The organism is Sporosarcina sp. D27 (assembly GCF_000586555.1).
Classification (GTDB): domain Bacteria; phylum Bacillota; class Bacilli; order Bacillales_A; family Planococcaceae; genus Sporosarcina.
This window is the reverse complement of the sequence record NZ_AZUC01000056.1, coordinates 143,780-157,225: the sequence shown is the minus strand read 5'-3', so window position 1 is coordinate 157,225 and position 13,446 is coordinate 143,780. Positions and strand designations below refer to the sequence as shown.

Here is a 13,446-nt window from a genome sequence, read left to right as displayed (position 1 = left end):
GCAGCTTTTTCTTTCGCTTTTCTTTCGTTCTCCGCTGCTTTTTCCTGTTCTTTCTTCGCTTGCTCTGCGGCTTTGTCTTTCACTTTTTGTTCTTTCCCTGCAGTTTTATCTTGCTCTTTCTTTTCTTTTTCTGCAGCTTTCTCTTTAGCCTTTTGTTGTTTCTCTTCACTCTTCTTAGTCTTCTCTACTGCCTTTTCTTCAGCTTTTTGCTCTTTCTTCACTTTTTTAGCTTCGTCTTTTTCAGCATTTTGTTGGCTCTTATCTATATTTTCTTTAGAAGTCAGTGAATTTTCGTTTTTATCTCCATTTGAACCGGCATATTTTTTGTCTTGATTCATTTGTATTTTTTGTTTGATCCAGTCTGCTTTTTCTTGGGGAATCAGTCCGGCGTCCGCTTTTTGTTGGATTATCGCGAGCTTCCTATCCACACCTCTGAAGTTTTGGCTATCTGATTTATCAATCCCTAAGGCAATTTGCTCATTGGAAATCCCATCTATCGTTTTTCCGATCCGATCGATATCCGATTGGTTGCCAGATAAGACTGCGTTCTCGTAAGCTTTTTCTGCAACTCTTGCTTTTTCAAGGTTTACCTTCTTCCAGATGTCACCTTGTTGGATATTTAATGTTTTTGCAATCGTGCCGAACTTCTGGTGTTTTTCTTGTAGCAACTCGATAATTTCACTTTCACTCTTACCACTTTCTTCTGCAAATGCGATTACTTTGACGATTTCCCCAAAATGCAATCCTTGTTCACGCATTGCCTTAACCTTCTCAAGATCAATATTTTTCATCATATTAGCAACAAGATATCCTTCTTGTTTCTTGTTTTCCAAAGAAGTTCGCTGTTTTTTGTCTAACGAGGACTCTACAGAATCACTTGTAATAATAGTAGTCACTTTTTCTAATTTAGTGGCTAATCGATTTTTCACATCACTTGCAACCTTCTCGTCCACGATGACTTCAGCAATCTTTTCTTGCGCTTTTTGTAGATTAGCAACATAGGCAGTCACTAAATCCTTTGTATACTTGTCCTTTGCATCATCAGTCAATTTAGCTGACTCTGCCAAACGTTCTTCTGCATAGTTTAGATAGAGCTTGGATTTCTTTTCTGCATTATTCGTAAACAACAAGTGGAACTTCTCTCCAAACTTGTCTAGAAAGTAAAAAGTGTTTTCAGGAGTCATCCCAGGATCCTGTAGAGCCTGGTCCACTACTGAATTTTCTTTTTCTGTGCTTTCTTCTGCAGCAAAAGCTGGTGTTGTGAGTAAAGCAGTAGCACCAACAATTCCCATTACAACTAAAGTCTTTGCAAATTTCTTCATCGAACTCTCTCCTTTTTTGAATCTTTTCCTGTAGAGAAATCAGGAGTGAAAAAATGCATTTCGACAACTGGCTGACATAGGAAGTATCCCTTAGTCCCTTCAGTTTTGCGTCACCACTTTTCAATGGCTTTGCCTTTTTCATCGACTCTTATTAATTGAGGGAAACATTTCTTTAGGCTCACTCAATCTATTTTTAGTGTACTCCTAAAGTTTCGTTATTGGTAGTCCTCTATGCTATATATCTCAAATTTACTTTTAAGCCCTTTCACCCAAACCTTGCAACTACATATTATCCCGTCACTTATCAGTAGTGAACAGACAAAAACGAGTGCAGCGATTCACAAAGCTACACTCGTTTTTATTTTGAACCACTCATTCCATCTTCTTACTCAATAATATCGACCCTACATTTTCATCTCGATACATCACCCGAACCTGATAGTCACCAAATTCATAAGATAGAACATCGCCAATATCATAATTGGTTCCTACTAACCATTCATCTTCTTCAGATACTGGATCATTTTTAGAATCATGAAGTGGTTCTCCCAACATCTCTTTCAACTCAGAAACAGTTTCTTTATAGTTTCCACCAGATAATTCAACCGCTTGAATGGCATCGTCTTCGCGATCGAAATAGAACGATTGACCGTCAGGATAGGCATAATACCAGCCACCTTCTGTGTCATACTCACCGAGATGATTCGGGTTTTGTTCTAAATACTTTTTAAGGGAAGAACCTACCGTCCCCTGTTCATCTAACAAATATCCTTTTCCTAATCGACTTGGTAAATCCTCTGGGTAAGTTAGATGAGGAAATGGATACGTGTACTCCTCAATCCGATTCCAATTATCAATCATATGTTGATAGTACTCCCGAATATCCGCTTCCATTTTGTCATAGTGGAACGGCCCTTTTACCAATAATTCGGTTTCATCGAAGAGTGTCAATTCCACTTTCTTAGGATCCCATTCATATGTTCGGAAAGCCCAGCCATTTGGATTCGTAGTGAAATAATCATAGGTCTGGATATAACGATCATCGACACTCTTCAAGTCACTTGTTGACGTTGAAATAGCCGTCTGTCCATCCACAGATATCGGAACAAGTTTACCCGATTGTACTGTCCAAAGCGATAACTCTTTAGATGTAGAAGTGACAGACTCCGACAGCTGAACTATCGCTAAATCGCTCCATTCACGAGCGACGATCGGCTCCTGGCTTACATTCAACATAACATCCTGCGACGCGACATCTTGCAAATATCCTTCTTCCCCATCCGTTTCCGCTAAGTAAAATTCCACCTTTCCTTTGTACAGTTCTTCTCCTTCCTGACCCGTGAAATTGGCATCGTTTTTAGAAATCACAGTCGTTTCACCACTATCCGTAGGCAATACGAACAGCTTTAACTGCTTGCTCTCAGAAGTAAGTGTTGTCGTATATAGAGCTTGCTTTTTCAAATCTTCTACGGGCAATGCTGTGTTTGTCGCCTTCACGTAAGTGTTCGTTGTTTTCTGTAAACTAGTATTGTCCCGCTTTCCATCCGCAGATCCAATCTTTTCGACCTGCTCCTTTTCGGATGGTTCCTCTTGCGCTACACATCCACTTGCTCCAAGGATTGCGACAAACGCGACCATCACGAACAGTGAACGTTTAATAGCAATCTTCTTCCTAGCCCGCTGAAGTCCTATCAACATCTCTTTAAGCTCTTTCCTATCGTTCATATACTTTCCGACCCCCATGTTAGCCCTATCATTCATATAAAATTCCTATTACCCTTAATTCTACCATTTTAGTATAATCAATGACATCATGCATTTGACTCATAACCTTTAGTTTCCAGGCTATATGGCTAATAAAAGAGAAAACCATTCATATACGTACGAGAAAAAACGAATTGGGGTGGATCAGACTGCGGTAACCGTCTGCGTCTACACATTTGAAGTTCATATTAGGCTTCTGCTTGTATGAATACTTTAATTACGCAACCATGGGGCGTATGCTAATTACTACAGCATGTAATTTTATGTAATGGCAAAGCACGGGTCACTCAAGAATTCGAATACCTCGCGCATTCACTTTTTCATTTATATCATTTTGTTAACTTCTTCAAATACCATGCATCCATTGCGCCATGCTCAGACCCTTCCAGAGGTCCTTCAAGGAGTTCAAATCCTAATTTTCTATACAACTGATTCGCTACCGACATTTTCTTTGACGTCTCCAAATAACAGAATTTATAATGTTCCTCTGCAAATTCGAGTGCAGTTCCCATCAATCCTTTCGACACGCCCAAACCTTGAGCTACAGGAGCAATATACAACTTCTGCAGTTCACAAATTCTCTTCTTTTGGTTATAAGGTGCAATGCCTACACCACCCACAACGTTCTCTTTTTCATCCACGACTACCCAGTATTTTGCTTTCTGTTGTAGACTATAAAATTGCGCGAGTTCCCCCAATTGAGGATCATAGTAAGCCGTTCCGGGAATATCCAACCCTACAGATTCCAATGAAACCTTTATGATTTGCTCCATGTCTCTATTATCTTTTGCTTCCATTTCACGAATGCGCATCTCTAATCTCCCTTTTCAGTTTATCGTTCTAACAATTCAATCTGCATATTTTTATTCAGTATCTCTCATATACTATTAGACAAAAACAAACCTAAACAACTGTTCATATTCACAAATACCCAGCAAATTAAAAGGACCCTTAGCCAACTAACAGATAAGGGACCTACTCTTTATGAAAACTTAGCACAGCTCACTCCACATTTACTCCTCTGAATAGTTCAATCCTTTTCCATTTTTCTTAATAACATAAGACTGCGTGTACTTTTCACGAACCTTCATTGCCTGATCAGTATTCATTTCAATTCGGTACTGTAACTTGCATGTACGCAGATATCGATTCTCGAAAATATTACAACTGATTGGCAAGTCCACTCGACTGCCGTTATTTAAGGTAACAGATACTTGGCCGTCATCATTTTTCACGTATTCTTTCACATGTTCAATCGCCACCCAAGTACACTCCTGGTCTTTTGGAGAACAAGTAGGTGTCATGTAAATACCATGTTTCTTGCTAATCGCAACCGGCGAATAGGTGCTACTTCCCAAGATCTCATTCGCGCCTTCAATGGCTCCTTTTAAGCTGGAACCCGCTCTACGCAAGTTAAAATCGACGATTTCCGTTGGCGTACTATTGACGATTAAAATCTGGTCTCCTTCTAAAATCATCGAGAGCAAACGCCCACACTCATTAAAGTATGGAAAAATTACGCATGTTTCCGTTGTAATGATGTACTTGTGATTAGTTTTCAACATACTATCCCCTTTTTTTGGATTTCACTTTATTTTTCGTTAAAAAAGGGTATACTAGCATAGATGCTGGTACACCCAGCTGCACTGCCTTAAGTGATTGGGTCTAGCCGGACTATTATCACTTAAGGCTTTTTTGTGCTCCATTCTCACCTGCTCCTCACCTCCTTAAATGAGCACCTCTTTGAATCCCTTCCTTTATGATACGGTCATATGATTACCGAGTTTTCAAAACTTCTAGCTGCTGTTGTTGCCCCATAATTTTCTATTCAAGCTATACTCAGCGTGTTGATCGTGCTAACCCGTAGTCTATTTAAGTCTGCCATGGCAAATAATCGATACATTTTAACAACAATTAACAGAATTCACTTAATTAATTTTATTATATTATAAACTGAGTGAATAGCAATATAAAATTTGCAATATATAGGAGTATTTGTAGTATTATTGACTATTTTAGTCGAATGAAACCTAAATAGTTCCTAATCCATACACAAATCGTTTGTTTTCACATTAAAATAACTATATGGCACAGGAAAAGTACTACAGGACTCCATGAATTCTTTTATTCCTTACATCAATACTTCTTTTCTTCAAAGACTCCTAGGTAAAACTCGAATTCCCCTGTACAGTTCTTCTAGATTTACCTATTCAAAACTTCAAAAACTATGATTCGTTTTCTTCTTCCTCCCCCTCTATGATGAAGTCACCCAGGGAATACAACGCGTCGTGCACGGCCTTAAAAGGCTGATTGAATTGAAATTTTTTCAAGAAGTACTCGAACAATATACACCTATGCTATCTGCAGTTATTCGAAAATTGCACATCTATCGGGATTTTGAACACTTCCGCCAAGCTGGGCGAGTTGCCCTTTGGCAAGCGTGGCAGCGGTTCGATGAAACGAAAGGAGACTTTGCGCCATATGCCTACCGCTCCATTTATGGAGCGATGCTCGATGAGCTGAAACGTGAAGCCCGTTTCAGTGACATGCATATGCCTGCGGAAGATGACCTTTTGGAATATGTAGGGGCTGATCCTCGAAGTGAGAGGGATTATGGAGGATTGGAAGATTTGCTTTCTGAACTTACGCTTCAAGAACGTGAATTACTGAGTCTATTATTCGTGGATCGTTTTTCCCAAGCAGCATGCGCCACTCATTTTGGAATTTCTGTGCCAGGTATAAAAAAAAGAAAAGAGAAACTCCTACTAAAATTGAGAAAACAGCTAACTAAAAGGAACTCGATGGTTACTTAGAAGTGAACTCTAACAGCGCCCTCTATGTATTGCAGATAGAAAGCGCTGTTTAACTTGTTTGACGTGACCGCGCTATTCTGTTTTTCTTGCAGACAAAAAATATAAAACTGACTGTCAACTTCCCCTTACCTATTTCTATATAGGGCTAAAAGGGGGAGTGACACATGACACACTATCTTTCTCGCTATGCCAATTTCAACACAGTAGAGGTAATGGACACGGCTGCCCACCACATGACGACACCCACTGAAATTCTCTGAACAAAACAGATCGTGTCGTATTGTATATGATTCGCTGTTACTCAGTTAAGTATTTGTAGGCACATTTGAAGCACCAGAAAAATCGAAACAGAGCTTGGGATTTCAAACTCCATAGTGAGACGCGCACTCCTAAAATTAGGGAGGTTCGAAATCATCGATCGCATCCCACATGCGACCTGTGATGAACGATTGTGGGGCAAATGTTTATGTTATTTTGCCTGTTGTTGACCAGAGGAAAGTGCACGATGGAACAACCGATCAGGAAGTTGATGAGAACAAGTTTTCGCTACCACATGCCACTACCTAACCTTTTTTAACTCTCAAGAACCTAAAGAACTAAAGATGTCTCAGCTTCCTGAATAGTTCAAAGAAGTCCTCAACAACTCCTGTTGGAAGAATTGTTCTCAGACCTCTATCAAGAATACAGTGTTTCGGTTGATGAATTTTCCATGCCTAATGTGTGTGTTAATGAATTCCTCTTACTATTCAGTGAAGCCAAACAAATACAAGCCCTTCATCCGAGTTACAGACAAAAGGCTTGTTGCACAATGACTCTATTATATTACTGTTTCGGCGCCCGGTAGCCAGCCTTCTCTGCTTCAGCGGTGCTGCAGAACCAGCGTGCCACATTTTTGGTCCGGCTGTAATACGTACTTCCTGGCACATGGTATATCCCTGAATTGCTTCCTTTAATATCGCATTGACCTTGACTCGATACAGCGGCCGCAGATTGACTGCTCGCCTGTCCGCCAGTGGAACTTTGTGAAGTAGTGCTGGAAGGAGCGGTCTTAGAGGCGGCCGCCTGCTCTTTCATCTGCTGAATGGCTTTATCCTTTTCTCCAACAGAAGCCAGCAGTTCTGTGTTTTTTGTCTTTAATGAAGTAATCGATTCAGTGAGAGCTGTATTCTCTTTTTGCAGAGTCTGTACGGTTTCTTGAATTTTTGACTGTTCATCCGTTTGCCCCTGAAAATCACTTTTCAGCTTGTCCATTTCTTTCTGAAGCGCTGATAATTCCGTTTTAAGAGACTGATTCGCTTCCAAAACAGAGGCATTTTTAGTTTCCAATTTCTCATACAGCTGTGCCTGCTCTTGATCGGCACCACACCCAGCCAGTAGAAGACCTGAAAAACCAATAGCCACAAAAGCTACCATACTATGTTTCATAACCCTGATATTCCAAATTCTACTGCACACCATAAACAATAAGACAATCGCTACTCCAACTGCTGCAATTCCCATCCTTTTCTCCTCCCCATTCTCCGTTTTGATCAGAAGGGTACAAAATAAGCATAATTCCCTAATCCTAACTGTACCTATACAGGAATATTATCGGGTAAAACTACTAGAATTTGTAGCTAGCAGACAAAGATTTTCTTGTCAGGATGCATCGCGCAAAATCCAAAATAGAAACCTTCCGTAGAGAGTAGCATTTAAGGCAGCTAATAAGGATCGGTTCTTTGGGGCACCTGTCTCGTATGGTGCGTTGTGAACATATTTTGCGTCTTCATCTACGTTTAAATAATCAGCATATAGAGCATTGACAATCCAAACTTAGTTAATCTTTGTTTACAATCACTATTAGTGCATTGATAAATTTGTCTTCCCCCTACATATAACAATAAATCGGAATGGACATAGAAAAATCAGAGCATTTTTGAAGCGGAAATATAATATAGAATTGAATCGCAATACCCTTCAAAGCCTTATGTAAAAGCATAACTTACTGTGTCGTATCAAGCCCAAACGAAAGTGGCAATCATAGGGGGAGAGTATCATAATTACCCCGGATTTCGTTAAACGTAATTTCACAGCTAGTGAACCCAACCAGAAATGGGTAATTCCCTTAAAAGGATGGATTAATTGTGTGTTGCACAGATACTTGAATTTCCTTGTAAACGGTATAGAAAATATTTGCTCGTACTCAATGTAAAAAAGCATCTCACAACGAGATGCCTTCTTAGTACAAAACAATTGTTACTTCAATACTGGATTACCTAATATAACACCTGTATAATCCCATTCAGATCCACTTCTTGTTAATCTAATACCTAATTTCTTACCGTTCTTCACACCTATAGTTACATCTTCAGGAAAATCTCCCGCTTTTAGTTCTACTGATTTTATTACTTCTCCATCAACTAAAAAATCAACTATAGCTGTATTCCTGTCATTTTTATATTCATCCTTTAAACCCAATTTCGTAGAAAACTGATTATATTTAAAGTTTAACGGGAACTCTACCAAGGAATTAGATTGGTCACCAGAGGTTTGGTATAAATCCATCACCAAGAAATGTTTATATACTGAACCCAAGTTATCTTTAGATGTCGCTATATCATAGTATCCATTTTGTAGATCAATTTTATTGTTATAAACGAGTATAGCTGAGTTATAGGAATGACTTTCTTGATAATTCATGTATTTCACAGTATCCCCTAAGTAAGTAACTTTTGGTTGAACTGACTTCTTAGTATTTATCAATACTGATTGTGTAGCTTTATCCCAAATTACTTCTTTATTTAAGTTTTCACCTACGAATCTTAATGGCACATATGTTGATCCATTATATACAAATGGCTTGTTAGATGGTGTTTTTGTTACCCCATCGAACTTGATTGCTTTAACGTTCCACAAAACATCAATTTTTGAACTCGTTGCTGCATAAGTTCCGATTCCACCAAAAAACATCGCCGCTGTTACGAAACCCAGAATAAATTTTTTCAATTTACTTCCTCCTAGAACTAATATATTTTTCGAAATAGTACTTTTTTATTATACCAATTTCTCGCATCTTGTCCATCTAATTCCCTAAATTAATTCCAATCATTATGCTTGTTATTCCTATTTTCTATTCAGATCCAAATAATCTAAAAATACTTGTACAAATAATAAAGTAACCTTATCTAGTCAGAAGTAATTTTCGTCAGAATCCGTATCTATAACGGGATAACTGCTAGCATAAACATTTCAATTCTTTGTTTGTGGTTCTCTTTATCCCCAGCTTCAGGGTCACTGAGAAAGATTACCTCTGCTGACTGATAATATCTTTTGATCAAATAATAGAGCCCATTTCCTCGGTGATAATTTGTGGTCTGGCTGTCGAGCGTCTTGCAAGTCCGGCGGCAGGTGTCATTGCAAGTATATTAGACTATCCATGTCCCTGTTTGACCGTCTATAATTAACGTCAGCTAGTCAAATTTGTTGTAAGTGTAACTTGTACCAGGTGTCTTTTGTCCCATTTCCATTTGCATTGTAAGAATAGTTTTGATGATTATTGGTTTTCAGCTGTTTGTTGTCATTGTAGCTATAAGCCGTGTTGGTTGCCACCCCATTTTTCGTTGCGGTACGGCTAGTCCAGTTTCCTGCTTCGTCGTATGTGTAGACTTCATTTAGCTGAGGAGACGAAATCTCTTGGGACAGCAGCTGGTTTCCTTTGTCGTAGCTGAATGACTTATTTCCAGCCGACGAGGTGACCGATTGTATAAGACCGAGAACATCATAACCAAAGGGGCCTCCAACAGTATGGAGGCCCCTTTGGTTACTTTCAAGTTCTCCATTTGTTGGTTGCGTCATACGTATACGTCGTGTGGACGCCATTTACATATCGGCACTGTTGTGGTTCACTATTCGGTTAGTAACCGTATGATTCTACTACTGAGCCATTTCAATAAATAGCCTTAAGCTGATCCGCAGCATCGAATCCGAAGCGCTGCGTAAATGAAGCAATTTTGGAGATACCTTTAATGTAAGTCAACGTTTCTGTGGGAGAATACCCATATTATATTTTCTGGGCACCCGATGTGACGTTCCCATTCAGATCGTATTTGTAGTTCCATTCCAGGTAGTTATTGATACGGACGTTCGTCAGTTAAATTGTCTGATTAATGTACAAACTGTGTTGTGCATAGGTATTCGAATCTATTATATGATTAAAAGTTGTGTAGAAAAGAATAGGATAGAAAAAACTCTCCAACCAGATTTCTCGTTTTGGAGAATTTCTTATTATATTCACCTACATAGTTGTCTGAATTGTGCGAGGCCAGGTGCCTTCTATTAAATTCTCTTAATACAGTTCTTCACTTCTAGCACCCATGATAACTATCTCTTCAATTTGACTATCGGGATCTTCCGTTTCCGTGGAATAACTGATTTCCATATCTCCTAGGTTATAGTTGTAGACATAATAATACTCCTGGATTTCCCACAAATATTTTTCATCTGGTTCTCCAAGGTACTGTTTCACATCTTCAATTGTAAATGTCGGTTCGACTTGCAGGCTGATATGGACAATCTGATTGTCTTGGCCATTGTTACAGAAATTAAAGTCGTCGTATTGTGCACACAGACCGCCCAAGTCATCAGCTTCTATTTGTGGTATTCCGAGTCGGCTCTTTGCTTCCTCATAGCCCTCACCCAAATCTACTCTTGCTTGAAGAATAGTGTGATCACCGAGCATCTCCATGAATGATTCCTCATAGAATGACGGTGTCTGCTTCAGGTAGACTTTTCGGGTATAGCCATTGCCTCTTAGCCAGATAACGTCTTCTCGTTTGTATGTTACTGTATTGCCGTCTTCACTAAATGTCAGCTGATTGTCTTGCAGCTCTACTGGTGACGAGTAGTCCGCTGCGAATTCAGCGCTGTGAATCAGTTTTTGTTCGTCACGGGCCATCTGGAACACATGCACAGCGGTATTGACTGTACTAGCTGAAACAAGTTCTTCGTTCAGGAAGATGACATCCTTCCCCTTCTCTGACGTCATCTTTCCGAGAGGTTGAATTTCATTTATATGCAAACGTTTTTCCTTACACCGATAGTCATCGATCAATGACCAGTCATGAGCTGATTCGTCATAACTGCCTACCAAAACCCCAAACGTGGCTTCTTCGTTGTTTTCCTGCAGAATATATGGAATTACTGCTTCCGGTTTTTGGTCTCCCATCAAGTCAGCCATAAGCAATTCGGAAATGTCGGCACCTGCCGTCAAATCTGGCTCAAACCAGCGACTTTCTTCTGCGAGTGCCTTCCATTCTTCGTCTGATTTAGGCAAATCGATTTCAGTTTTTTGTGCTTCTTTTGCACCGACTTCCAAAGTTTGCGCTTCTGGTTTACCTTCCCCTGATTGGCATCCAGTGAGCAGTAACAGTGTTAGTAGACTTGCTGCTAGGTACTTTACATGCGTCCTCTTGAATATGTAATTTTTCATTTCAGCACCGTTGTTTCAAGTGTGATTTGTTTGCGATGATACTTCATGTATCGAACCGTCTCGGATATCAGATAATACCAGCTAACAATAATATTCTTTGCCAAAAGTACCGACAGCACTAGAACAACACCTAAAAATGCTCCCATCGTCAGAGAGCTGTCCCTCCGATCCGACCAACTGTCAAAGACACTGGCAATTGTGATAGTCGTAATGCCTGCCGCAGCAGCTCCCAGCATTGGTTTTACAGAAGTATAGCGGAAAATGAACAGAATAAAAGCAGCCACCCATACAAATGAAATGCATTTCATGAGAAGAATCGGCTGGATGTTTTCCGGAAAACTCAGAAAGACTCCCAACATGACAAATGACAGAAGACTGGCAGCCACGAGCCCCCATCCATACATGACTGACCATTTCAAAACATCCTCTTCCGTTTCAGCACCGACTTGCTTCAATAAATAAGAAAATATAACAACCTCCACCTTTCTACAAGAACCCTAAAAATTTTGTAAAACATATTCTATTAAGAACTCACTAATATTACCATGTGAGGAATATATTTTATATGAGACTTACCATCGTAATAGTTACAATCTATCAGAAAAACACGAAATAAGTAGGTACTTTAGATACATAGAAGGCGTATTGTTATGTACATCACTCGTTGTTCCAGATCGGCGATACCGTTACCACTAACAACTCTAAAAAAGCGAAACCACTTCATAGAAAATTTTCACGTTTTAAGCTACAAAGCCATCTATCATTCCTAGTGTACATTTTCTTTGGAAACACAGAAACCTTTTGTCATTTACACAAAAGAAGAGATGACAGCTGCCTTCAAGAATGAGAGAGCATTTTATAGGAGGATTGCAAGTCTTTCTGGAATGATAGCCACAGTTTTCTGTAAGTCTCCGTCACTCCTTAATAATTCATTGATAGTGATATCTAATAAATCACTTAACTCGATAATCACTTCAATGCTGAGATAGTTTTTTTCCAGTTTCCCATTTTGAAACCGACTGACGACTAACAAATATTTTTTCAACGAAATCAACTTGTGACAAACCTCTATTATCTCTTTCTTTTTTCAGTCGTTCGCCCAAAAATATATTGTCCATCTCCCTTCCTTATCCTAGTATTATAGGAGTGAAATATCTGTGTAACCTATACAAATATAAGGTGTTGTTACGACACGTTATGGTCCAGATGCGTCATCTGCTTTTACTCCTTCCATCTCTTAACTTCCCTTTGTCCTATTTTTGGGCAAACAAAAAGAACGCCTGTGTGGACGTTCTCTTTAAATTACTGTACTAAGAATTTTTTTGTTTCTCTCAGTTCGTCTGATAATGGTTGTACTTTGATCACTCTGTGCCATTAAATGCTGGATAGCTAAGATGTCCGCTCTTAGCTTCTTAATCAATAAAGTTGATTAGTTCCTTTCCAAGTTCAGTTGCAGATGTTCTATCCGCGTAGGCCATAGCAACAGATTCCTTCTCGGGTTTCGCAATGAAACTAACTTTATTGGCCACTTCTAATAATCCCAGCTTTTCAAGCTTAGATTCGATATATTTAATCATGTTTGAACTTAAGTTTTCCTCTTCTATAAAAGAGCTTTCTTCTATTAAAGAAATCAAGTAACCAATTTCAATACTTCTAAGTTGGTCTAAAATATCGAATACCAATATCAAATGGGATTCATTTAAGTTTGTCCCTTTCACAACTCTCGTGATTCCATTTATCAGGTATTTAATTTTCAGTTCTTCATCTTCCTCTAATAGTTTTTGTAAGAACAAAGGAAATGCAAAGTTCTGGATAAATTCAAACTTTTCTTGATTAGTTTCATTCAGTATTTCAGTTCTCATTTCATCAATCTTGCACTCAATTGAATTTAATCTATTAATTAATCTTTTGTGTTTAATAGCATCAAATATTCCGCCTACTATAGGAACCATGCCAGGTATACTGTCGCTAGCTGCTGCTAAAAGGTCATTAACTTCTAATCCTGTCAGTTCAGCTAAATGTTTTATATTATCTTTCAATACGCTATCCCCCTTTCAATTAATTATTCAATATGAATGGG

General features: G+C 39.0%; 11 protein-coding genes, 1 pseudogene and 1 riboswitch. Of the genes and pseudogenes, 1 reads left to right on the top strand and 11 read right to left on the bottom strand.

Translation table 11 applies throughout. The features are described 5' to 3' along the window. From N693_RS19720 to N693_RS0115215, 4 genes are all read right to left on the bottom strand, one after another. Positions 1-1,322: DUF5667 domain-containing protein (locus N693_RS19720; RefSeq protein WP_253271209.1), on the bottom strand; the 1,322-nt coding region annotated here is incomplete at its 3' end. Between the two features lie 59 nt (positions 1,323-1,381). After that, a riboswitch (cyclic di-GMP riboswitch) is annotated at positions 1,382-1,466 on the bottom strand. 228 nt (positions 1,467-1,694) lie between these two features. After that, positions 1,695-3,047 (bottom strand): hypothetical protein, encoded by a 1,353-nt coding sequence (locus tag N693_RS0115225; RefSeq protein WP_025785692.1) that lies wholly within the window; start codon positions 3,045-3,047, stop codon positions 1,695-1,697. A 368-nt stretch (positions 3,048-3,415) separates the two neighbouring features. Then, on the bottom strand, positions 3,416-3,898 hold the full coding sequence (locus N693_RS0115220; RefSeq protein WP_025785691.1) for a GNAT family N-acetyltransferase: 483 nt from the start codon (positions 3,896-3,898) through the stop codon (positions 3,416-3,418). A gap of 201 nt (positions 3,899-4,099) precedes the next feature. Then, the gene (locus tag N693_RS0115215) at positions 4,100-4,648 is read right to left on the bottom strand and encodes a competence protein ComK (RefSeq protein ID WP_172643601.1); all 549 of its coding nucleotides are present in this window, start codon (positions 4,646-4,648) and stop codon (positions 4,100-4,102) included. Positions 4,649-5,401: 753 nt separating this feature from the next. Between N693_RS0115215 and N693_RS0115210 the strand changes: the two genes are divergently transcribed. Next, entirely contained in the window at positions 5,402-5,899 is a 498-nt protein-coding gene (locus N693_RS0115210; protein ID WP_025785689.1) for a sigma-70 family RNA polymerase sigma factor, read from the top strand. A gap of 822 nt (positions 5,900-6,721) precedes the next feature. Here the strand turns inward: N693_RS0115210 and N693_RS19375 are convergent. The 7 genes and pseudogenes from N693_RS19375 to N693_RS0115165 form a co-directional block, all read right to left on the bottom strand. Further along, positions 6,722-7,399 (bottom strand): hypothetical protein, encoded by a 678-nt coding sequence (locus N693_RS19375; protein ID WP_025785688.1) that lies wholly within the window; start codon positions 7,397-7,399, stop codon positions 6,722-6,724. Between the two features lie 735 nt (positions 7,400-8,134). Then, positions 8,135-8,884, bottom strand: coding sequence for a copper amine oxidase N-terminal domain-containing protein (locus N693_RS19715; RefSeq protein ID WP_025785687.1), 750 nt, complete (start codon positions 8,882-8,884; stop codon positions 8,135-8,137). 468 nt (positions 8,885-9,352) lie between these two features. Next, a complete protein-coding gene (locus N693_RS0115185; protein WP_025785686.1) occupies positions 9,353-9,733 on the bottom strand; it encodes a hypothetical protein in 381 nt (126 codons plus the stop codon). A 490-nt stretch (positions 9,734-10,223) separates the two neighbouring features. After that, on the bottom strand, positions 10,224-11,366 hold the full coding sequence (locus tag N693_RS0115180; RefSeq protein ID WP_025785685.1) for a hypothetical protein: 1,143 nt from the start codon (positions 11,364-11,366) through the stop codon (positions 10,224-10,226). After that, positions 11,363-11,848, bottom strand: coding sequence for a hypothetical protein (locus tag N693_RS0115175; RefSeq protein ID WP_156028939.1), 486 nt, complete (start codon positions 11,846-11,848; stop codon positions 11,363-11,365). The genes N693_RS0115180 and N693_RS0115175 overlap by 4 nt, the downstream gene beginning before the upstream one ends. Before the next feature lie 386 nt (positions 11,849-12,234). Continuing rightward, positions 12,235-12,475 (bottom strand): annotated as a pseudogene (locus tag N693_RS0115170) (helix-turn-helix domain-containing protein); the annotation flags it as partial. Positions 12,476-12,778: 303 nt separating this feature from the next. Beyond that, positions 12,779-13,405: a hypothetical protein gene (locus N693_RS0115165; RefSeq protein WP_025785682.1), complete on the bottom strand. Its 627-nt coding sequence runs from the start codon at positions 13,403-13,405 to the stop codon at positions 12,779-12,781. Between the last annotated feature and the right edge of the window lie 41 nt (positions 13,406-13,446).

What these genes read in the sequence shown, in the direction of transcription:
- N693_RS0115225 (WP_025785692.1), bottom strand. Translation starts at nt 3,047, where the DNA reads ATGAACGATAGGAAAGAGCTTAAAGAGATGTTGATAGGACTTCAGCGG.
- N693_RS0115220 (WP_025785691.1), bottom strand. Translation starts at nt 3,898, where the DNA reads ATGCGCATTCGTGAAATGGAAGCAAAAGATAATAGAGACATGGAGCAA.
- N693_RS19375 (WP_025785688.1), bottom strand. Translation starts at nt 7,399, where the DNA reads ATGGGAATTGCAGCAGTTGGAGTAGCGATTGTCTTATTGTTTATGGTG.
- N693_RS0115185 (WP_025785686.1), bottom strand. Translation starts at nt 9,733, where the DNA reads ATGACGCAACCAACAAATGGAGAACTTGAAAGTAACCAAAGGGGCCTC.
- N693_RS0115180 (WP_025785685.1), bottom strand. Translation starts at nt 11,366, where the DNA reads ATGAAAAATTACATATTCAAGAGGACGCATGTAAAGTACCTAGCAGCA.